The 21,111-nt window shown below is 58.3% G+C and carries 22 protein-coding genes; 6 read left to right on the forward strand and 16 right to left on the reverse strand.

The genetic code is table 11. The annotated features are described in order from the left end of the window. Positions 1–6 precede the first annotated feature (6 nt). The 7 genes from AVO44_RS01650 to AVO44_RS01680 form a co-directional block, all read right to left on the reverse strand. Positions 7–657 carry a protein-L-isoaspartate(D-aspartate) O-methyltransferase gene (locus AVO44_RS01650; RefSeq protein ID WP_068331646.1) on the reverse strand — a complete coding sequence of 217 codons (651 nt, stop codon included), beginning with the start codon at positions 655–657 and terminating at the stop codon, positions 7–9. Next, positions 654–1,436 (reverse strand): 5'/3'-nucleotidase SurE, encoded by a 783-nt coding sequence (gene surE, locus AVO44_RS01655; protein ID WP_068332613.1) that lies wholly within the window; start codon positions 1,434–1,436, stop codon positions 654–656. The genes AVO44_RS01650 and surE overlap by 4 nt, the downstream gene beginning before the upstream one ends. A 121-nt stretch (positions 1,437–1,557) precedes the next feature. After that, on the reverse strand, positions 1,558–2,679 hold the full coding sequence (locus tag AVO44_RS01660; protein WP_082677357.1) for an ABC transporter ATP-binding protein: 1,122 nt from the start codon (positions 2,677–2,679) through the stop codon (positions 1,558–1,560). A 45-nt stretch (positions 2,680–2,724) separates the two neighbouring features. Next, positions 2,725–3,771 (reverse strand): methyltransferase domain-containing protein, encoded by a 1,047-nt coding sequence (locus AVO44_RS01665; protein ID WP_068331649.1) that lies wholly within the window; start codon positions 3,769–3,771, stop codon positions 2,725–2,727. Positions 3,772–3,866: 95 nt separating this feature from the next. Next, the gene (locus AVO44_RS01670) at positions 3,867–4,979 is read right to left on the reverse strand and encodes a hypothetical protein (RefSeq protein ID WP_068331652.1); all 1,113 of its coding nucleotides are present in this window, start codon (positions 4,977–4,979) and stop codon (positions 3,867–3,869) included. Positions 4,980–4,981: 2 nt separating this feature from the next. Continuing rightward, a complete protein-coding gene (locus AVO44_RS01675) occupies positions 4,982–5,761 on the reverse strand; it encodes an SDR family oxidoreductase (protein WP_068331654.1) in 780 nt (259 codons plus the stop codon). Positions 5,762–5,836: 75 nt separating this feature from the next. After that, the gene (locus tag AVO44_RS01680; protein WP_068331657.1) at positions 5,837–6,199 is read right to left on the reverse strand and encodes a SnoaL-like domain-containing protein; all 363 of its coding nucleotides are present in this window, start codon (positions 6,197–6,199) and stop codon (positions 5,837–5,839) included. 109 nt (positions 6,200–6,308) lie between these two features. On the opposite strand from AVO44_RS01680, the gene AVO44_RS01685 reads away from it, so the two are divergent. From AVO44_RS01685 to AVO44_RS01695, 3 genes are all read left to right on the forward strand, one after another. Next, positions 6,309–7,913: a peptide chain release factor 3 gene (locus AVO44_RS01685; protein WP_068331660.1), complete on the forward strand. Its 1,605-nt coding sequence runs from the start codon at positions 6,309–6,311 to the stop codon at positions 7,911–7,913. A gap of 18 nt (positions 7,914–7,931) precedes the next feature. Then, complete coding sequence (locus AVO44_RS01690; RefSeq protein ID WP_068331662.1) at positions 7,932–8,870, forward strand: glycosyltransferase family 2 protein; 939 nt, start codon at positions 7,932–7,934, stop codon at positions 8,868–8,870. A gap of 185 nt (positions 8,871–9,055) precedes the next feature. Beyond that, positions 9,056–10,411 (forward strand): DEAD/DEAH box helicase, encoded by a 1,356-nt coding sequence (locus AVO44_RS01695; RefSeq protein WP_068331663.1) that lies wholly within the window; start codon positions 9,056–9,058, stop codon positions 10,409–10,411. On the opposite strand, the gene AVO44_RS01700 is transcribed toward AVO44_RS01695, so the two are convergent. The 3 genes from AVO44_RS01700 to AVO44_RS01710 are packed head-to-tail and all read right to left on the reverse strand — an operon-like array spanning position 10,408 to position 12,412. Further along, positions 10,408–11,310, reverse strand: a complete 903-nt coding sequence (locus AVO44_RS01700) for a DMT family transporter (protein ID WP_068331664.1) — start codon at positions 11,308–11,310, stop codon at positions 10,408–10,410. The two genes, AVO44_RS01695 and AVO44_RS01700, sit on opposite strands and share 4 nt — an antisense overlap. Positions 11,311–11,331: 21 nt before the next feature. Beyond that, positions 11,332–12,216: a fatty acid desaturase gene (locus AVO44_RS01705; RefSeq protein ID WP_068331666.1), complete on the reverse strand. Its 885-nt coding sequence runs from the start codon at positions 12,214–12,216 to the stop codon at positions 11,332–11,334. Beyond that, positions 12,209–12,412 (reverse strand): DUF2061 domain-containing protein, encoded by a 204-nt coding sequence (locus AVO44_RS01710; RefSeq protein ID WP_068332619.1) that lies wholly within the window; start codon positions 12,410–12,412, stop codon positions 12,209–12,211. The genes AVO44_RS01705 and AVO44_RS01710 overlap by 8 nt, the downstream gene beginning before the upstream one ends. Positions 12,413–12,519: 107 nt before the next feature. On the opposite strand from AVO44_RS01710, the gene AVO44_RS01715 reads away from it, so the two are divergent. Both AVO44_RS01715 and AVO44_RS01720 read left to right on the forward strand, forming a co-directional pair. Continuing rightward, the gene (locus AVO44_RS01715; RefSeq protein WP_068331668.1) at positions 12,520–13,386 is read left to right on the forward strand and encodes a helix-turn-helix domain-containing protein; all 867 of its coding nucleotides are present in this window, start codon (positions 12,520–12,522) and stop codon (positions 13,384–13,386) included. An 82-nt stretch (positions 13,387–13,468) separates the two neighbouring features. Next, on the forward strand, positions 13,469–13,651 hold the full coding sequence (locus AVO44_RS01720; RefSeq protein WP_068331670.1) for a hypothetical protein: 183 nt from the start codon (positions 13,469–13,471) through the stop codon (positions 13,649–13,651). A gap of 6 nt (positions 13,652–13,657) precedes the next feature. Here the strand turns inward: AVO44_RS01720 and AVO44_RS01725 are convergent, their stop codons facing one another. From AVO44_RS01725 to bcoG, 3 genes are read right to left on the reverse strand one after another with little or no spacing between them, the layout of a single operon-like run. Continuing rightward, positions 13,658–14,416 (reverse strand): SDR family oxidoreductase, encoded by a 759-nt coding sequence (locus tag AVO44_RS01725; protein WP_068331675.1) that lies wholly within the window; start codon positions 14,414–14,416, stop codon positions 13,658–13,660. Then, positions 14,413–15,879, reverse strand: a complete 1,467-nt coding sequence (locus AVO44_RS01730) for a carnitine 3-dehydrogenase (protein WP_068331683.1) — start codon at positions 15,877–15,879, stop codon at positions 14,413–14,415. The genes AVO44_RS01725 and AVO44_RS01730 overlap by 4 nt, the downstream gene beginning before the upstream one ends. A gap of 39 nt (positions 15,880–15,918) precedes the next feature. Further along, complete coding sequence (gene bcoG, locus AVO44_RS01735; protein ID WP_068331686.1) at positions 15,919–16,830, reverse strand: 3-dehydrocarnitine:acetyl-CoA trimethylamine transferase BcoG; 912 nt, start codon at positions 16,828–16,830, stop codon at positions 15,919–15,921. A 132-nt stretch (positions 16,831–16,962) separates the two neighbouring features. On the opposite strand from bcoG, the gene AVO44_RS01740 reads away from it, so the two are divergent. Next, a complete protein-coding gene (locus AVO44_RS01740; protein ID WP_068331691.1) occupies positions 16,963–17,949 on the forward strand; it encodes a GlxA family transcriptional regulator in 987 nt (328 codons plus the stop codon). A gap of 64 nt (positions 17,950–18,013) precedes the next feature. On the opposite strand, the gene AVO44_RS01745 is transcribed toward AVO44_RS01740, so the two are convergent. The 3 genes from AVO44_RS01745 to AVO44_RS01755 are packed head-to-tail and all read right to left on the reverse strand — an operon-like array spanning position 18,014 to position 21,027. Next, positions 18,014–19,060: an aldo/keto reductase gene (locus AVO44_RS01745; RefSeq protein WP_068331694.1), complete on the reverse strand. Its 1,047-nt coding sequence runs from the start codon at positions 19,058–19,060 to the stop codon at positions 18,014–18,016. A 37-nt stretch (positions 19,061–19,097) separates the two neighbouring features. Further along, complete coding sequence (locus tag AVO44_RS01750) at positions 19,098–19,556, reverse strand: DNA polymerase III subunit chi (RefSeq protein WP_068331697.1); 459 nt, start codon at positions 19,554–19,556, stop codon at positions 19,098–19,100. Between the two features lie 4 nt (positions 19,557–19,560). Beyond that, a complete protein-coding gene (locus AVO44_RS01755; RefSeq protein WP_068331700.1) occupies positions 19,561–21,027 on the reverse strand; it encodes a leucyl aminopeptidase in 1,467 nt (488 codons plus the stop codon). Positions 21,028–21,111: the final 84 nt, after the last annotated feature.

Raw genomic sequence — 21,111 nt, forward strand, 5'->3', positions numbered from 1 at the left:
CAATCCTTACACCCCGTCCTTTCCAAGACCCTCTAACAAGGGCACGAAACGAACGGGCAACAACTCATCATAGTCCAGACCGGTCTCGGTCCGCCTGACACGGATCAGTGTCTGAACCGCATCCGACTGTCCCACCGGCAAAACCATGATACCGCCGATTTTAAGCTGCGCCAAGAGCGGCCCGGGCGGATCCTCTGCCGCTGCAGTTACAATGATACGGTCAAATGGGGCCTGCTCGGGCAAACCAAAAGATCCGTCCGTCAACATAGCGGTAACATTGGTCAGGCCGAGGTCGCGGAATAGCTGCCCGGTTTCCCGCACCAGCCGCTTGTGACGCTCAACCGTATAGACCCGGCGCGCCAACTTCGACAGGATGGCCGCCTGATAGCCAGACCCGGTGCCAACCTCTAACACTGTGTCGCGCGGACGCACATCCAACGCCTGCGTCATCAGCCCCACCACCGAAGGCTGGCTTATCGTCTGACCGCACGCAATCGGCAGTGGCGTATCTTCATAAGCGCGATCGGCGAACAAGCCTTTGACGAATTGACCTCGGTCGATCTGTTCCATCGCTGCCAGCACACGCGCATCCGTTACCCCACGCGAGCGCAGGGCAAACAAAAACTGCATGGTTGTTTCGGGGTCCGGTCCGGTCATTCGATCGTCTTCAATGCCTCAAGCGCATCATGGGCTGTCAGATCCGCACGCATCGGCGTGACCGAGATGTAGCCCGCCAGATTAACCGCCGCATCCGTGCCCGGCGCGGTTGGGTTGTGCTGATAGCCGCCTTTGATCCACAGGAACCGCCGTCCCGAGGGCGAGCTGTGCGGCTCGACCGAAAAATGCGTGTCACGACGAAATCCTTGCGGAGCGATCCGCGTGCCCAACACTTCATCTGCAGGCACAGGTGGGAAATTTACGTTGTAGAACAAGCGGTAATCTCCCTGATTTTCCGGCGCAGCATCCAGGATCTTTCGCACCAGACCAGCGCCGAACCGGGCGGCCGTTTCAAACGGATCGTCCAGCCCAAGGTTCCGTGGCCCAAAATACTGCGACAGGGCAATTGCCGGAATGCCCTGCAAAGCGGCCTCCATCGCGCCGCCGACAGTGCCGGAATAAAGCGTGTTCTCGGCCGAGTTATTTCCCCGGTTGACCCCGGACAGCACCAGATCGGGGCGTGCATCCTTCATCACGTCGTGCAATCCGGCCAAAACGCAATCCGCGGGAGAGCCCTCGGCGGCAAACCTGCGCTCGCCCAGTTCGGCGACCATCATCGGGTGCGTGTAGCTGATACAATGCCCAACCCCCGATTGCTCGAACGCGGGCGCAACCACCCAAACCTCGCCCTCGGGTCCAGCCAGATCGGCGGCGATGGCTTCCAGCGCGATAAGGCCCGGCGCATTAATGCCGTCATCATTGGTAAGAAGAATACGCATAAGCCCCATCCGCCGCAGTGTTTGAACCTTGATAGACCCGCCCTCGCGTGGCGGCAAGCAAAGCAGGCGTGCAATCTGAGGCTTTCGCGCACCACTTGGGTCAAAACTGCGCGTCTGAACCCTAAGCCTGGAAAACGAAGCAATGACTGCGGCGCACGGTCAACCACATGACCCGCCCAGGATTTGGCACAAACACGTTTGGCACTGTCGTCTTTAGGATTGATCCGTCATAGTCCATCCGAAATTCGACAAGGCTTTCATTGCCCAAAAAACGCGCGCGTTCCACAACACCACGCGCAGCCTTACCATCGGTTGCAGTAGGCAACGGCCCTTTGCCATTGCGGTCAAAGTCCAACCGAACGTGTTGTGGCCTGAACACGATCTCGACATTTGTCCCGTCCGGAACGCCCGGAGCCAGGAATTGCCCGAACGGCGTTTCAGCCAAAGCCCCTTTCACATTGGTCTTTAAAACGTTGATATCGCTAAAAAACGCCATCGCAGCCTTGTCGACTGGACGTGTGTATACATTGTACGGCGCACCTTGCTGCACGATCTTGCCGCGCCGCATCAAGGCGATCTCGTCCGCCATGCGCATCGCTTCCTCAGGCTCGTGCGTGACGAGAACAACAGCAGCATCCTCTTCCTTGAGAATGGCCAGCGTCTCATCCCGGATTCCATCGCGCAGCCTGTTGTCAAGGCCCGAGAATGGCTCATCCATCAGCATGATGCGCGGACGCGGCGCAAGCGCACGGGCCAGCGCCACGCGCTGCTGTTCCCCCCCAGACAAGTGGTGAGGATATTTGTCAATGAAATGAATCAAATCGACTTTGCGCAAAAGCTCTTCAACCCGGGCGCGCTTTTCGTCCTTGTGGCCTTTCAAACCAAAAGCCACATTGTCGGCCACGTTAAGATGCGGGAACAGCGCGAAGTCCTGAAACATCAGGCCGATCTCTCGACGTTCTGGCGGGATTCGGAACACGGTGTCGCAAATCAACTTGCCGTCTACATAGATTTCACCGGATTCCTGCATCTCGACCCCGGCAATCATGCGCAAGGTCGTCGACTTGCCGCAACCCGATGGCCCCAGAAGGCAAGTCACCTTACCCGCGTCGACAGACAGGGATACGTTGTCAACAACAACCCGCCCCTCGTACCGCGCGATCAAATTTCGAATTTCCAGACGAGGAGGAGTTGCGTCTAATGTCACCGATGGGCCCCGCTGTCTTTTCCCGATCAAATTCATCGGGCTTAGGCGGGGATAGCAACCCCGCCCGTCAGGTGCAAGACATCAGCAACATCCGCCCGACGCGACCTGGCCCGGTGTTTCGAATGCGTTTTCTCCACCGCAATCTTCAAAAACACCATAATGGGTCGAGAAATCACCGATGAACTCGAAATGCTGCGCAAAGCGTGTTTCTTTCAGCATCATCCAGGTATTGCCGCAAACGGGAAAAACCTTGCCAGTTTCCATCGCGTGGTGGTCATCCAATTCAAACAGATGCGGTGCATTGGGGATCGTTCCCTTGTAGATCACCGCCTGACCGTAGTCTTCGCAGGCCGGTTCCAATTTGGGCAGTTTAAACAGGCGGTAGGTGGCCGACTGGAACTTCAGCGGTGCGACGCGTGCCTCGAGAACCGGGTTTTCGATGGTCAGCGGGCGATGCGTGACGCGGCGCGGATCGCCAAACCCAGCCTTGCGGGCAATTGACAGGAAATCATTCAAATACAGCGCACCGGAAAGGCATTCGCCGTACAGAACCTCATCCTCAGCCATGTCTTTCGGCACCCTACGGTCGGCGTAAACGTCCGAGAAATACATCTCGCCACCGTCCTTCAGCAGACGGTGCGCGCCGCGCAAAACCGCCTCTTTGTCCGTGGCCAGGTTGATCACGCAATTTGAAACTATAATGTCGAATGATCCCGGCTCAAGGTTCAGGTCATCAAGCCTTTCGATGTATCCGTGATGGAATTCCACATTGCTGGCCGCATAGCCAAACGCGCTAGCATGGTAATCCTGATGAGCTCGCGCAACCTCCAGCTGTTCGGGCGTCATATCCACGCCGACGACCCGGCCCGTTTCGCCCACCATCGCAGACAGAGCATAAACATCGCGACCCGCCCCGCAACCCAGATCAAGGATGCTCATTCCCTTCAAATCCAGCGGCGCGATCAGGCCACAGCCGTAGTAACGGGTCAGCACCTCATCATGAACTTTGGACAGAACCTGTTTCAGATGATCCGGCATGGCGTCCGGGGTACAGCACGCATTGGTCTGCAAATCCGAACTGCTTTGCAGCACTTCACCATAGTAATTCTGCACAGACTCATGATTCATCACAGGTTTCCTTTTCCCGATGGCTGGAAATCAGGTAATTCAGCCCTGTCGTTGGCGCAATCCGCTGAGGCAAAATCTGACGAAAGCGTGAGGGTCTATGCGAGTAATTCGAAGTCCGCACCCGTGCGCACCCGTCCATTGACCTGAATTTCAAGCCGATGCGCACCGGGAACCAACGTGTATGTGGATGCGTTCCCCTTTAGCTTGTGCGACTTACTAAGGCTCAGCCCACCATCACGCAGTTTAGCCTGTTTAAACTTGTGAACCTTAGCTGAGGTTTTCCCTCCAGGCCTCTGAAAGTGAACGATATAATCGACTAGAACAGGTTGATTATTCTGTCCGCTTAGCAAGACATCGAATTCCAACACCCCGTCAATCCGCGCCTCACCTTTTATTTGCAATTCAACGGTGACATCGGCCTCGGGATCATATCCCAGCAGTGTCATGGCCCCCGGATGACCTGTTTTGACCAACCCGCGCAGGGTATGAGATGTCATCCAACGCAGTTCATCCCGATCTTGCTGACCTTCTGCTTCCCACGCGCGTAACCGATCCAAAACAAGATCAGGGTTCTTCTTGGTGATGTCGTTCAGATGGTTCGCCACCGACCGCGTGACGTAGCGCGTCGGATCTTTGTGCAACCGGTCCAGCAAGTGTAGCGGATCGGTCAAGTCCAGCCCGACCGCCTGCCCCCAAGGCAGTCTGGGCCTTGTACCCTCGCTTACCAACCGGCGCACGTGATAGCTGTCATGATCACACCAGCGTTCCATTCGATTCAGCACCAGCTGTGGATGAGTGTTCAGGAACGGACGAATGGCCCATTCCATCGAAAAGCGCTGCGTCACTTCTTCCAGCACATCAAGTGCTAGGTCGGGATGACCCAATCCCACGGACGCGATCCATTCGCCCAGAGGAGCAAAGATAAAATCGCCGAAATCGTCATCCTTTTTGGTTGGATCAAGCGGTGGCGGCAACGCCCGCAGCAGGGTCGGCGCGACATCCGGCAGCGCCCCCGGAAAGGCATTTTGCAGGCACTCGGCAATCCAGGCTATGCGCTCTTTCAACTCAAGGTCCAGCAAGCGGGACATCACCTGCCCTTCAAAGGCTTGGGCATCAAAGGTCGGCGCAGCCCCGGCGAACAAACCCGCCAGATAGCGGGTCTTTTCCTGGTTATACAACTGATCTTTCAGCGAGAATCCTTGTGACATCCCTACATCGTCATGTTTGTGGCGCCACCATCCAGCAGGATGTTCTGCCCCACGATAAAACCCGCCTGTTGCGAGCACAGAAACGCGCAGGTCGCGCCGAATTCCTGCCGCGTGCCATAGCGGCGTGCAGGAATCGTTGCCGCGCGCTCGGCCCGAGCGTCATCCATTGAGATACCCTTTTGCTCTGCCACACCGCTATCCAGCGCATCCGCGCGGTCGGTGGCGTGGATACCCGGCAGCAGGTTGTTGATCGTCACGCCATACGGTGCCACCTGCCGCGACGTGCCTGCGACATATCCGGTTAATCCGGTCCGCGCAGCGTTTGACAGGCCCAGAACGGCGATCGGTGCCCGCACGGATTGCGAGGTGATATTCACGACCCGGCCCCAGCCCTTGTCCATCATTCCCGGCAACAGTGCTTTCATGAACGCAATCGGCGTCAACATATTGGCATCCAGCGCCTTGATAAAATCGTCACGCTCCCAATCCGACCACATGCCGGGCGGCGGACCACCAGCATTTGTCACAAGAATGTCAACGCCTTGCGCGGCTTCGATAACCTGCGCCTGACCATCAGGTGAGGTCACATCGCAGGCAACGGTCTGCACCGAAACGCCGTGCTGGGACCTCAGACGATCGGCTTCGCGCTCAAGCGTATCGGCCCCGCGCGCATTCATCACCAGATCGACACCTGCCTCGGCCAATGCCTCGGCACAGCCCAAGCCCAATCCCTTGCTGCTGGCGCAAACCAGCGCTCTTTTTCCGCGAATACCCAGATCCATCTGATCCTCCCTGCCTTTCATTGGCCGCATGTCTAGCACCGGCCAGACAGGAAAGACCAGATTGGCAACACCGGCTTAATAGAAGAATTCTTCCCGCACGATCTTGCCATCGGCGACGTGATAGACGCCAACTTCGCGCATATCGAAACTCTCACCGCTTTCCTTCACCTTACCCTGCACCTCGAAGATCACGGCAAAACGGTCATCGCCGTGCAGATACGGATCACTGACCGTGGCGCTTGAAACTTCGTGCGCACCTTCCCACCATTCGTGCTTACCGCGGATTCCGTCCACACCATGCGTTTCCCGGCCAGAGCCGTCCATGTCCTGCGCTTCAACCGAAACCGCATCTGCCGCATAAAGCTCAGGCAGGTTTTCCTTGGCGCGATCCTCACGACATCCGGCAACCAGCTCTTCTGCAATCTCTTTCAGGTTCATTGGTCTTCTCCTCTATTTGTTCTCTTTATGTTCTTATTGCCACAGCAACACGATTCTGAACATCCCCTTTATCTTGCCTCGGCCGGTTTCCCCGCCTATACGCGCGCTTATGCTTGATACCTCGAACCAACCCGTACTGCCGCCCGAGATCGCCCGACGCCGGACATTTGCCATCATCTCGCACCCGGATGCGGGCAAAACAACGCTGACTGAAAAGTTCCTTCTTTACGGGGGCGCGATCCAGATGGCCGGCCAAGTGCGCGCCAAGGGTGAGGCGCGGCGTACGCGTTCGGATTTCATGCAGATGGAGAAGGATCGAGGCATCTCGGTTTCCGCCTCGGCCATGTCGTTTGACTATGGCGATTTCCGGTTCAATCTGGTCGATACGCCCGGTCACTCGGACTTCTCGGAAGATACCTATCGCACGCTGACCGCCGTGGATGCCGCCGTGATGGTCATCGACGGCGCAAAAGGTGTGGAAAGCCAGACGCAGAAGCTGTTCGAGGTCTGCCGCCTGCGCGATCTGCCGATCCTGACCTTCTGTAACAAGATGGACCGCGAAAGCCGCGATACGTTCGAGATCATCGACGAAATCCAGGAAATGCTGGCCATCGACGTCACGCCCGCCGCATGGCCGATTGGCGTGGGGCGCGATTTTATCGGTTGTTACGACATGCTTCGCGACCGGCTGGAGCTGATGGACCGTGCCGACCGCAACAAGGTGGCCGAAAGCATCCAGATCGACGGTTTAGATGATCCCAAACTGGCTGAGCACGTGCCCGAGCATCTGTTGGAGAAGCTGCTGGAAGAGGTTGAAATGGCGCGCGAACTGTTGCCCCAACTCGACCCACAGGCGGTGCTGGAAGGGCATATGACGCCAATCTGGTTTGGCTCGGCCATCAACTCGTTCGGGGTAAAGGAACTGATGGAAGGTATCGGCGCCTACGGGCCGCAACCGCAGATTCAGTCGGCCGAACCACGTCAGATTGCACCCGATGAGAAAAAGGTCGCCGGGTTTGTCTTCAAGGTGCAGGCCAATATGGACCCCAAGCACCGCGACCGTGTGGCCTTTGTGCGTATGGCATCTGGCCATTTCAAGCGCGGCATGAAGCTGACGCATGTACGGTCGAAAAAGCCGATGGCGATTTCGAACCCCGTGCTGTTTCTCGCCTCTGACCGTGAGTTGGCTGAAGAGGCCTGGGCCGGTGACATCATCGGCATCCCGAACCACGGCCAGTTGCGCATCGGTGATACGCTGACCGAGGGCGAGGCGCTGCGCGTGACTGGCATTCCGTCCTTCGCACCGGAACTGCTGCAAGGCGTTCGCGCAGGCGATCCGATGAAGGCCAAGCATCTGGAAAAAGCCCTGATGCAATTCGCCGAGGAAGGCGCGGCCAAAGTGTTCAAACCCTCAATCGGCTCGGGCTTTATCGTCGGCGTTGTCGGCGCGCTGCAGTTCGAAGTGCTCGCCAGCCGGATCGAGATGGAATATGGCCTGCCCGTCCGGTTCGAAGCGTCTCAGTTCACGTCAGCCCGTTGGGTCAGCGGCGACAAGGCCGAGGTTGAAAAGTTTGTCAACGCCAACAAACAGCACATCGCCCATGACCATGATGGTGACATCGTGTACCTGACCAGACTGCAGTGGGACATTGACCGAGTTGTGCGTGACTATCCGGCACTGAACCTGACGGCGACCAAGGAAATGATGACGTGATCGGCCAAAACGCTGTTTATGACCGGTAACCCGACCTGGGGCATTGTTTCGACCGTTCGGGGCCCGACCCCGGACATACTGCGCTTTGTGGCCTATCACCTCGACTTGGGTGTCGACCGGATGTACATCTTTCTGGACGAACCCAACTCGGCAGCCTTTGGCGCGCTGGATGGGCACAAAAAGATCGACGTCCATACGTGCGATCACAGGTTCTGGGCAAGCCGGAAACGCGACCGGCCCCAAGCGCACCAGACTCGCCAGACGGCGAATGCATCCTTCACCTATCGCAACACTGACCTGGATTGGCTGACCCATATCGACATGGATGAGTTTTTATGGCCGGACCGCCCCATTTCTCAGTGTCTTGCAGAGGTCTCTGACGACCTTCCCGGTGTCCGGGTCCGACCGATCGAAGCACTGGCCAGCGGTGAGGATGAGTACAAGGCGTTTATCCCCCAAGGCCTGCATCGCGAAAAACTCGTTCAGACGATATACCCAAGCTTCGGTGCATTTGTTCGGGGCGGTTTCTTAAGTCATTTGCAGGGTAAGATATTCGCCCGCACCGGTTTGCCAAAGATCAGTTTTCGTATCCACAATCTGCTTCAGAACGGCGAGCCCTTGCCCTGCAAAGCCGAGCTACCCGGCGTCGACATTTGCCACCGCCACGCACCGGATTGGGACTGCTGGCTAGCTCACCTTCCATTCCGGCTTGAGTGTGGCTCTTATCGCCCCGGAATGTCCCCAAACGTGCCGCGTGCCGATGGCGGGATGAACATGAACGAATTGCTAACCCGTATCGACGCCGAAAACGGTGTCGACGGGCTGCGCAGTTTTTTCGATGAGATCAGCGGCGCAGACCCCGAGGTGCATGCGCGGCTTGAGAAATTTGGCATGCTCCGGCATCGGCCCCTCAATTTGAACGCCAAGCTTGCGAAACACTTTCCCGGAAGTGCCTGAATTGTTGCGGTAAACCCCCATCTGCAGGACGCAGAAACATCTTCGGGGGACTTCATTTGACCCCGACCTACGATTTTGTTATGTCCCGCTCCAAGCCGAAATGCGCGATGTTGCGTATGGCCTTCCGGGCCCGGCACACCTTTGACGCGCGGGCCAGGTCTAGTGTCCGCAAAAACCGGACATACATGACAAAGTTTAACGAACTGAACCTGAACCCCAAGGTCCTCAAAGCCATTGAGGAAGCTGGATACGAAACCCCCACCCCGATTCAGGAAGGCGCGATACCGCCTGCTTTGGAGGGGCGCGATGTGCTGGGTATCGCCCAGACCGGGACCGGCAAAACTGCCAGTTTCACTCTGCCAATGATCACCTTGCTAGCGCGCGGTCGTGCGCGAGCGCGGATGCCGCGGTCGCTGGTGCTGTGCCCGACTCGCGAGTTGGCCGCACAGGTGGCCGAGAATTTCGATACATATTCAAAACATCTTAAACTGACCAAGGCGCTGCTGATTGGAGGTGTCAGCTTTAAGGAACAAGAAGCCCTGATCGACCGCGGCGTTGACGTCCTGATCGCCACACCGGGCCGCCTGCTGGACCATTTTGAACGCGGTAAGCTGTTGCTGACCGGCGTTCAAATCATGGTGGTGGACGAGGCCGACAGGATGCTGGATATGGGGTTTATCCCTGATATCGAACGCATCTTCTCGCTGACACCGTTCACCCGCCAGACCCTGTTCTTCTCGGCCACCATGGCCTCAGAGATTGAGCGGATCACTGACACTTTCCTGTCCGCCCCCGCCCGGATCGAGGTTGCGCGTCAGGCCACGGCCTCGGAAACGATTGAGCAAGGCGTGGTGATGTTCAAGGGCGGACGACGCGACCGCGAGGCCAGCGCGAAGCGTAAGGTTTTGCGTGCTCTGATCGACGCCGAAGGCGACAAGTGCACAAATGCGATCATCTTTTGCAATCGCAAGACTGATGTGGATATCTGCGCGAAATCGCTGAAGAAATATGGCTATGACGCCGCCGCGATTCATGGTGACCTGGATCAGTCGCAGCGAACAAAGACACTGGACGGGTTCCGTGACGGGTCGCTACGCCTATTGGTGGCATCAGACGTCGCCGCGCGGGGGCTGGACGTTCCTTCGGTAAGCCACGTGTTCAACTTCGACGTTCCCAGCCATGCCGAGGATTACGTCCACCGTATCGGCCGAACCGGTCGTGCCGGACGCGATGGCAAAGCGATCACGATCTGCACAGGCCGCGATGAAAAGGCCTTGGATGCAATTGAAAAGCTGATCCAAAAGGACATCCCGCGGCTCGACAATCCAGTCAAGGACGAACCGAAACCGGCCGAGAAGCCCGAGAGAAAAAGCAAGCCTTCAGACGGGAAAAAGAGCGACAGCAAGAAGACCGACCGCAAGAAGGACAAAGAGCCCAGAGGACGTAGCCGACGTGACGACAATGGCTCGACCGTCGTGGGCATGGGCGATCATCTGCCGAATTTCATCGCCCTCAGCTTTGATGAGCGCCGAACGGGCTAGATCGCCAGCACCAGCGCCAGAATCGACACACCAAGCAACGTCATCCCGGCGATCTCGCGCCGGGTGATCTTCTCATGAAAAAACAGGATCGAGGCAAGCAAGCTGAAAATAAGCTCGACCTGCCCTAGTGCCTTGACGTAGGCCGCGTTTTGCAGCGTGAAGGCAAAGAACCAGCAGAACGATCCGCACAGGCTGGTCAGGCCAACAAACACACCTGTACTCCGTGTCTGCCACACAGCGACAAGTTCGGCCCGGTCGCGCCACAAAAGCCAAAGCCCCATGCTGATAAACTGGAACGTGACGACGAACGCCAAGGTGATCAAGGCACGGAACCAAGCATCGATGTCCCCCAACTCCAGCGATGCGCCGCGATAGCCGACCGAAGAAAATGCAAACAGTACACCTGATCCCAACCCCAAGCGGGATGCGCGGTTGGATAGGTGTTTCCACCAGGCCCCACCGCCTTCGGGGCTTTTCGACAACAGCAACACTGCGGCGAGCCCCAGTATGATCGCCAAAAGCGCCCCGTTCGAGATTTGATCGCCCAGCACCAAAAATCCAACGATAGCGGTTTGAATCACTTCGGTTTTCTTAAAGGTAATTCCCACGGCAAAGTTACGCTGCTTAAACAGGGCAACGACGCAGATCGTCGCCAGGATTTGAGCGGAGCCACCAACCATTGCGTACAGCCAGAACCAAGCGGTCAATGGCGGTGGGCTATACCCGGTTACAAGCACCGCGATGGTCAGCGCCATAACCGCAAGCGGTAAAGAATACGCAAATCTGGCGAATGTCGCCCCGGCTGCCGTCAGCCTCACGGTGCTCAGCGATTTCTGAAGCATGAACCGCACCGTTTGGAACGAGGCGGCAGCGATGGTGACGGGAACCCATAAACTCATAGGGCCCCTTGTGTCGCTAAATCACTCCTTTGACCAGAGCGGATGCGCCACCGGGTCCTTCGCCCGCCAAAGGTATGTCCGGATAATCTCGGAATACGACCGATAGACATAGGCGTGGTTACTGCTCAGATACCGATCTTTATCTGCGCGGTACAACGCAGGAAGCCGATACCATGGCGCACGCGGATTCATGTGATGAACGACGTGCAGGTTATTGTTCAAGAACAGAAAAGCCAGAAGTCCGCGATCTTCTATAATCACCGTACGGGCGCTTGTATCCTCATGCGCGCGGTGTTCCAGAAAGGTACGAATCTTCACAAGGCCAAGGCCAAAATAGGCTGAGAGCAGATAGGCCCAAATCGGCATCAATGTCTGCGAGACAACCCAGAGAACCGCCGCGACCCCAAGCAGGTGGATTGCCCAGGCCCGCAGGATTTCATTGTCTCCGCGCAGTGCTCCGTGCACTTCATCCCGCATGAACATGACCTGTCCGATCGCTGGGCCTAGCACAATACGACCCAACAGCGTGTTGTTCACGCTTAGCATCCGCTTTTGCCAGGGTTGCAATGACGTCCAGACTTTGGGGTCCAGATAATTCGACTCTGGGTCATCATAGGGGTCGGTCAAGGTTTCGTCGCGATGATGCGCCAAATGTAAATCGCGGAATCTTTGGTATGGGATGAAAAGGGTTAGCGGCAGCGCCATCAGCGCCTCGTTCAACCACCTGCTGCGGAACGGGTGGCCGTGCAGTGCCTCATGCGTCAGCGAAGAGTGCAGCGCTGCGACCAGCGCCATCGCTGGGATCGCCGCCCATACTGGCAGAAGGAAGATCACAGCCAACCAAGCGCCATAGCATGCAACGATCAGGCCAAGGGTGCGCCATTCAGGCGATGCGGGCCTAGACATTGCGGCCCCACGCTATACCGGCCCAGACACGCTCATAAATAACATAGAGCGTCAGACCAATTGCAGTATTCACAATCGCCAGCGTTCCCCCGACCGCTGCCGAGCCGGTGGCGACAAGCCCAACCAGCGTCATCACGGCCAATCCCATCGCATTCCACAGGACAGCTTTCACGACAGATCTTCGTCGCGTTTCCATTCCGTCACCCATATTGTTGTTATGTCTTCAAAATAACGGGGCACCGCATACGTTGAAAATTCTGAATATGATTAACAAAATTCATCAATTGTGATATTTTAAATCATATGCAGAATAAAATCGACAAACGACACCGTGCGGCACAGTTCCGACAGCGCCTCGCCCGCGCAATGGAAGAGCGCCAAGTGAGCCAAAGCGCCATTGCCCGTCAAATCGGCGTGGATCGTTCGACCGTCTCACAATTATTGACGGATGAGGGCGCACGACTTCCGAACGCCCATGTGGTTGGAAGCTGCGCCTCGGCCCTAGGGGTTTCTGCGGACTGGCTTCTGAGCTTGTCTGACCGACCGGAAAGCGCAGCCGAGCTTTTGGCCAGTTCGCTTACAATGACCGAGGCCCCTCGGGCGCTGGTGGACGAACGTATTTTCCAATGGCACCAAGAGGCGGCGGGCTACAAAATTCGTTATGTACCAGCAACTTTGCCGGACATGTTAAAGACGCGCGCCGTGTTAGAGTGGGAATACGCACCACATTTGGGCCGAACCGCCAATCAAGCGATCGGAGCTTCAGCCGATCGTCTGACATGGATGCGCAGTGCTCAGTCGGATTATGAAATCGCGATGCCTCTCTATGAAATCGACAGCTTTGTAAATGCCACCGGGTATTACGAAGGGTTGTGCCCCAAAATACGGCGGGACCAGATTGACCATCTGCTTGATATCTGTGAACAGCTCTATCCGCGGCTACGAATTTATCTGTTTGATGCGAAACGGCTTTACTCTGCCCCGGTTACGATTTTTGGTCCGCTTCTATGCGTATTTTATGCTGGCAGCCACTATATGGCTTTCCGTGATCGCAACCGGATCGAGACTTTTACCCGCCATTTCGACCGCTTAGTGCGCGAAGCTGATCTGACTGCGCGCGACTTCCCAGAGCACCTGAGGCGTCTCCGTTCTGCAATTTCTGACCCTTAAAGATGCGTCAACGCGAAACCTATGCTATCGTCCATCGGCGCGAATCTTCGGGTAATCCGATCACAGACGGAGGACGACAGGAATGGACGCACTACAAACCGCACAATACGCACGGGCCCTATATACTGCTCATGGTGACCAGGCCGAGGCGGAAGCCGCGCAGAAAATGCGCGAATGCGAAGCCGCCGGAAATGTCCAGGAAGCAAAGGACTGGCAGGCTGTCCGCCAGACCATTCGCCAGTTTCGCGGTCCCAACCAGGGCTGACCCCACCTAGATTTTCGGGTCGGGGTTTACAGTATGGCCATCCACTGCGATGACCTGACCCGATATCAGCCGCGCCGAATCTGAGGCGAGGAAAACAGCCATATTGGCAATGTCGCGGCCCTCGACAAATCTGCCCATAGACGTGCCCGCGGCATACCCTGCATACACCTGGTCGCGGGTCATGCCCTTGGCAGCAGCCTCACGTTGCAGAACACCTTCCATCCGCGGCCCTTCCACCGCGCCGGGACAGATCGCGTTGGCGCGGATGCCGTGCGGGCCAAGTTCCATTGCCAAGGTCTTCATCAACCCGATCACGGCCCATTTCGCCGCAGCATAGGGCGAGCGATATGGATAGCCGTACTGACCAGCAGTTGAGGACGTAAGGATAACGCTGCCCGTTTGTGCCGCCTTCATCAAAGGCGCGGCGTGTTTTGCCGCCAGAAATGCGCCGTCCAGATTGACCGAGATGCAGGATCGCCAATCGCTCAGGTCAACATCCTCGACGGCAGCGGTTGGTCCGGCAATTCCGGCATTAGCGCACAAAGCATCCAATCCGCCCTTGGTAGCCATGGACTGAAACACGGCACTCATATCGGCTTCGTTCGACGCATCAGCTTTACGCGCCGTCCAGTGTTCGGGCACGGATTGCAGCGCGGTGGCATCTATATCGGTGATCCAGACATCGTATCCTGCCGCATCGAACGCCTCGGCCATGGCGCGACCCACGCCCGAAGCGCCGGCCGTGATCAGCACGCGCCGTGTCATGCCGGTTTACGGATCGCGGCCCCCGCTCCCTCGGGGTACGGCAACCCGGCCTGCGCCTCAGCAATCTGTGCCATTGCGGCTTCGATCTCGGGCGAAGGCGCACTGGGGCGACGCGTTTCAAGGCTCACATGCAGCAAAAAGCTTTCGCCCGTTGCCAACAGCTTTTCACCCTCATACATGCTGTGGAACACGTGCAGCTTTTTACCCTGCCCCAGCAACATCTGGGTGCGTATTTGAATTCTGGCCCCTGCGTGCACTTCGTCGATGTACCGGATGTGGTTTTCGGCCGTAAAGTAACTGCCGCCCGATGCGATATAGTCCATGTCGCACCCGATAATCTCCATGAAACGGTCCGTCGCGGCGGCGAACGCCTCAAGATACTTCGCCTCGTTCATATGACCATTGTAGTCGGTCCAATCCAACGGCACCGCGCGGGACAGGGTCAGAATCGGCTGGGTCAAGTCGGCTTGTTCAAGCGTCGGTAAAGCACCGGGTTTGAGCAGCGCGTCGTGTTGGTTCAACACCGCCCCCGCACCGTAGTTTTGCGCCTTCAGCGCGCGCATCATGCTGACAAGGTTGTTGTCGCGAATACGCTCCAACTCACGGATCGAGTGCATGCCTGATTGCGCATCGGACTGTTCGGCAATCAAGTCGACCAATTCATCGGTGAATTCGGGCACATCCATCAGCTTAGTCCAGGGCCATTTTAAAGCTGGTCCGAACTGCGCCATGAAATGCCGCATCCCGGCCTCGCCCCCGGCCACGCGATAGGTTTCGAACAGGCCCATTTGCGCCCAGCGAATGCCAAAGCCCATGCGGATCGCCTCGTCCACCTCTTCAGTCGTGGCGATACCGTCCTTGACCAGCCACAACGCTTCTCGCCAGACCGCCTCAAGGAACCGGTCCGCGATATGCGCGTCGATCTCTTTCTTGATGTGCAGCGGGAAGAACCCCACCGATTTCAGCAAATCCTGCGCGCGGGCCACCATCTCGGACGGGTTCTTTTCCGTCGGAACCAATTCGATAAGCGGCAGCAGGTAGACCGGGTTGAACGGGTGCGTCACGACGATCTGCTCGGGACGCAGCGCGCCTTCCTGAAGCTCCGACGGTTTGAACCCGCTTGTCGAGGAGCCGATGATCGCACCAGGGTCACATTCCTCCTGCAAGCTCTTGTAAACTCTCAGCTTCAGATCAAGCCGCTCTGGTACACTTTCCTGTATCCAAGTGGCCCCCTTTACGGCCTCAGCCATTTCATCATGGAAGGTCAGTGTGCCCTCGGAGGGCAGCGGTACGTCGCTTAAACCCGGCAGAGACCGCCGCGCATTCTCAAGAACCTCACCGATTTTACGCTCGGCCTCGGGGTCCGGATCAAAGACCCGCACGTTCCAACCATTGAGCAGAAACCGTGCGGCCCATCCGCCGCCAATTACGCCGCCACCGATGATTGCTGCTGTTTTTGTCATGTCTTCATTCCATTCCTTGGACGAGATTCAGCCTGCTATCTAAACTGGCGCCCGCTTGGTCAGCCCCAGCTTCTCACGCACGTCCTGCGGCCCGGTCACGCGCGCGCCCATATTCTCAATGATGGTTCCGGCGCGTTCGACCAGCTGCCAGTTTTCGGCCAGCACGCCCTTGTCGAGCCACAGGTTATCTTCGAGGCCAACGCGGACGTTGCCCCCTGCCAGAACCGCCGCCGCGACATAGGCCATCTGGTTGCGGCCCAGAGAAAACGCGCTGAACGTCCACTCATCCGGCACGTTGTTGACCATTGCCATAAAGGTGTTCAGGTCGTCCGGCGCGCCCCACGGCACTCCCATGCACAGCTGCACCAGCGCCGGGCTGTCCAGCACGCCATCTTTTACCAGTTGCTTTGCATACCACAGATGACCGGTGTCAAAGGCCTCGATCTCGGGTTTTACGCCCAGATGAGTCATCATACGCCCCATCGCCTGTAACATGCCCGGCGTGTTCGTCATGACGTAGTCGGCCTCGGCGAAGTTCATGGTACCGCAGTCCAGCGTGCAGATCTCGGGCAGGCATTGCGCCACATGCTCAACCCGAGCCGCCGCACCGATCATATCCGTCCCGTCTTCGCGCAAGGGCAAGGGCTGCTCGGTCGGGCCAAACACCATGTCCCCGCCCATCCCTGCGGTCAGGTTCAGAATGACGTCGACCTCGGCCTCACGAATCCGTTCCGTGACTTCGCGGTACAAGTCCAACCGCCGGCTGGGCGCGCCGGTCTCGGGGTCGCGCACGTGGCAATGGACCACCGCCGCCCCGGCCTTTGCCGCGGCGATCGCGCTTTCGGCGATTTGCTTCGGTGAACGTGGTACATGCGGGCTGCGATCCTGCGTTCCGCCTGAGCCTGTCACGGCGCAAGTGATGAAGACGTCGCGGTTCATTTCCAGAGGCATCGTGTTCTCCCCAGTTTATACCCGGTTTTGCCCTGAGTTTTCCCCAGGCTTCTCCCCGGATTCCGATTTGCGTTCGCCCCCGACTTTGACGCAGCCTTAGGAAAACACTTGCCAGAATGCGAATCGAACTTGATGAAATCCGCGAAAAACATATTGCAGCCCGAACATCGCGCCCTGAAAACGGCGGTGCTGGTGCTGGACGAATGCAACACGCTGAGTTTTGCGTCGGCAGTAGACCCGATGCGTGCGGCAAACCGACTGGCAGATCGTCCGGCCTTCGACTGGGATTATGTGACCGCCAAGGCGGAACCGGCCATGCTGACCAGCGCGCTGAGCGTGCCGGGCATCCCTTTGGCACGGCTGCAAGGTTGCGACCTGATGATCGTTCTGGCCGGGTTCCAATTGGCCCGTCACGCAACGCCCAGCCTGCTGGCTGGCCTACGCCGAATCGCAAAAACCGGGGCGACGATGGCGGGGATCGACGGTGGCCCTTGGCTGCTGGCCGAAGCGGGGCTTTTGGACGGCCACGCCGCGACCACGCATTGGGAAGACCTGGCAAATTTTGCAGCCCGCTTCCCTGAGGTTGACGTACGACCCGACCGGTTCACGGTCTCGGGCAATCGCCTGACCTCGGGCGGTGCGATCCCGGCGGTTGAGATGATGTTGCACATTATTGCCGCGCGCCACGGCGCGGGTTTTGCCGCACGTGTTTCCGGCCTATTCCTCTATGACGGTGCGCCCGAACCGACGAAACCGCAAAGCCGCACCGGTGCGCCGCATCGTCATACGGCGCTGACGGCCAAGGCTAACGCACTCATGGAGTCCTCTCTTGATGAACCCCTCCCGCTGGTCGATATCGCCGAGGCGCTTGGCACCAGTCCCCGCACTTTGCAGCAACAGTTTCGCCTGCGCCTTAATACCACGCCGCAAGACCACTATTTGCAACTGCGCCTGGCCGAGGCCCGCCGTCTGGTCACCGACACGGACATGCCTTTGATGGACGTGGCGCTGGCAACGGGCTTTGCTTCACAATCCAGCTTTGCACGGGCCTTCCGCACAGCCCACGGCCTGTCGGCCCGTGACCTGAGGCAGGAAAGAACGCAAGCACCCCACCACTGATCGGGCTCTGCCCGCCCAGCCAAATTCAATGAGACGGTCGGGCGGGGCTTGGCGGGTAACGCCGTTAGAATGGCATTGGATGCGCGCGATGGGCCTGACCGATCTCGGCCATCACCTCATCGGATAGCCGAAGATCCTTGCCTGCCAGAATATGCTCCAACTGTGCCACTGACGTCGCGCCAAAAATCGCGGACATCATGAAAGGCCGTGTGCGGCACCAGGCCAGCGCCATATGGACCGGATCCAACTTGTGCCGTTCAGCGATCTCCAGATACGCGGCCACGGCCTGAAACACGCGGGGGCTGTTACGTCCGCCCATCTCAGCCACCAGGGACATGCGTGAGCCGTCAGGCACCGCTCCACCCTGATACTTGCCGGTCAAAAAGCCTGCGCCCAGTGGCGAAAAGGCCATCAGACCGACATCCTCATGCACGCTCAGCTCAGCCATATCCGTATCGAAATGACGGCAAAGCAGCGAATACTCGTTCTGTACCGACGCGACCCGCGGAGCGCCCATCTGCTCAGCGATCCGCAGCCATTGCGCAGTGCCCCACGCGCTTTCGTTGGACAGCCCAAAGGCACGGATGTTGCCCTTATTAACCTGCGCCTGCAACGCCTCAAGGCACTCTTGCATGTTGTCCAGAACTTCATTCGTATTTTGTCCCGACGGGGCATAGTTCCAGTTTTGCCGGAACATATAGCTGCCCCGGTTGGGCCAGTGAAACTGGTACAGATCAATGCAGTCTGTCTGTAGCCGCCGCAAAGAGCCCTCGATTGCCTCAGGGATCGTCTGCCCGGAAATGGGCGCACCGTCGCGGGCGTGGGCAAACCCCGCGCCAGAATGCTTGGTCGCCAGAATGTAATCCCCCCGGCGCGACGGGTTTGCCGCATTCCAATTGCCCAGAATCTCTTCGGTCCGGCCCACGGTTTCCTTCGAGATCGGGTTCACCGGATACATCTCGGCCGCGTCCACGAAATTGATCCCGGCATCCAGCGCCATGTCAATTTGAGTATGCGCATCCTCCTCGGACGTCTGCGCGCCAAATGTCATCGTTCCCAGGCACAGGTCTGTCACCATGATCCCCGTGCGGCCCAAAGGCTTCATTTCCATCTGTCTCTCTCCTGAGAAGTCTTTCGGGGCCAGAGCGTTATGCTTCGGCCTTTTTTTCCCAACGGCCCGACTCCTCGGACCAGTATTGCGCCGCGCAGCCTGCGGCTGTCAGCGCTTTCCACTGACCGCGCGCATGCTGAACGGCGTGATCATCATTGCCATCGAACAGGATGCAAACCCGTTCCAAAGTGGATACTTCATCCGCATCCACAGGCGCGCCGTCTACCGCCATTACACAAGCCGGATCATTCGCGGCTTCTGGTTCAGTCGTCAGCAATATGGGCTGCGCCGCGTCATGCGGACCACCGGCGCGGCCATGTGGCAAGAACCCATCTTCCGGTCCCAGCCACAGCTTTTCATCCAGCCAATCCATCCGCGCAGGATCGGTACCCCGCACGGCAATCTTCCATCCGGCCTGACGTGCCTTGTCCAGCAACACCGGCAGTGTTGCTTCCAAAGGCTGTCGCGTCAGGTGGTAGAAATAGACGGCGCCCATCTTTTTACTCGAAGTGATCCTGCACAAGGCGGCTGAGCGCGCGAACACCCCAGCCGGTTGCCCCCTTGGGTGCGTAGGACGTTTCTGACGAAACCGAGGCCACACCCGCGATATCGAGATGAATCCACGGCGTTTCCTCTTTTACGAAACGCTGCAGGAACTGCGCTGCCGTGATCGAGCCTGCCGGGCGACCGCCGACATTCTTCATGTCCGCGATGCGCGATTTCAACTGTTTGTCATAGGCGTCGCCCAAGGGCATCCGCCACGCGCCCTCATCCTCGGCCTTGGCCGATTTCAGGAAGGCATCGCAGAACGTATCGTTGTTCGAGAAGACGCCCGCATTCTCGTGCCCAAGGCCGATGATGATCGCGCCGGTCAGGGTGGCAAGGTCGATCATGCCTACCGGCTTGAACCGCTCTTGCGCGTACCACATCACATCGCACAGAACCAAACGACCTTCGGCGTCGGTGTTGATGATCTCGACCGTGTCACCCTTCATCGACTTGACCACGTCACCGGGGCGCGTGGCGTTGCCTGATGGCATGTTCTCAACCAGACCGACCAGACCCACGACATTGGCCTTGGCCTTGCGCTTGGCCAGCGCCCGCATGGCGCCAGCAACGACCCCGGCACCGCCCATATCCATCGTCATATCTTCCATGCCGCCCGCTGGCTTCAGCGAGATACCACCTGTGTCGAATACAACGCCTTTTCCGACCAAGGCCAGCGGCGCATCGTCCTTGTCCCCACCGTTCCACTGCATCACAACAACCTTCGATGGGCTGACCGACCCCTGCCCGACGCTCAGCAGCGTGCGCATACCAAGCTCAGCCAGCTTGTCCTCTTCCAGAACCTCGACCTCAAGCCCCAACTCTTTCATCTCGACCAAACGCGCAGCGAATTCGGTGGTGGTCAGAACGTTGGCCGGTTCGTTGGTCAGATCACGCGTCATCCGCACACCATCGGCCACGGCGTAGAGCGGAGCGAAGGCGGCTTCGACTTCGTCAGACTTCTGGTGGCTGATCGTGACAGAGCCGCCTTCGTCCGTGTCCTTGGTCTTGTGCGCATCAAACGCATAGCTGCGAAGCGCGATCCCCATAGCCAGCTCTTCCGTTCGAACCTGGCTGCCTGCCATCACAAGGATGTCCTTGCCGCCTGCCAGCTTTGCCAACGCCGCACCGGCCTTTCGCGCCTCGTCCGCGTCGGGACGGCGCGGCAAGACCACGATATCCAGCGCTTCGGCCGCCATGCCGCCGGGCCAAGCCAGCGAGATCACGTCGCCAGTTTTGACCTTTTCAAACCGGTCGCTTTCAACCAACCGCGCCACCGCACCACGAGTCAGGCGGTTGGCGCGGCGCACTGCGGGGCTCATCTTTCCATCGGCCGGAATGATAATGGCGACCCTGCCCTCGGCCTGTGTCATTAGGTCCGCGTCGAAAGGTTGAAACCGGATCGGTACAAGACTGCTCATCGCAAGCTCCTCAGATTCTGTTCACCAAGACCTAGCCCGCGCTAAGCATCTTGACCAGATAGCAGTTTTCCCCGCGCGCCAATT

Origin of the sequence: Ruegeria profundi (assembly GCF_001507545.1) — a bacterium.
Taxonomy (GTDB): Bacteria; Pseudomonadota; Alphaproteobacteria; order Rhodobacterales; family Rhodobacteraceae; genus Ruegeria; species Ruegeria profundi.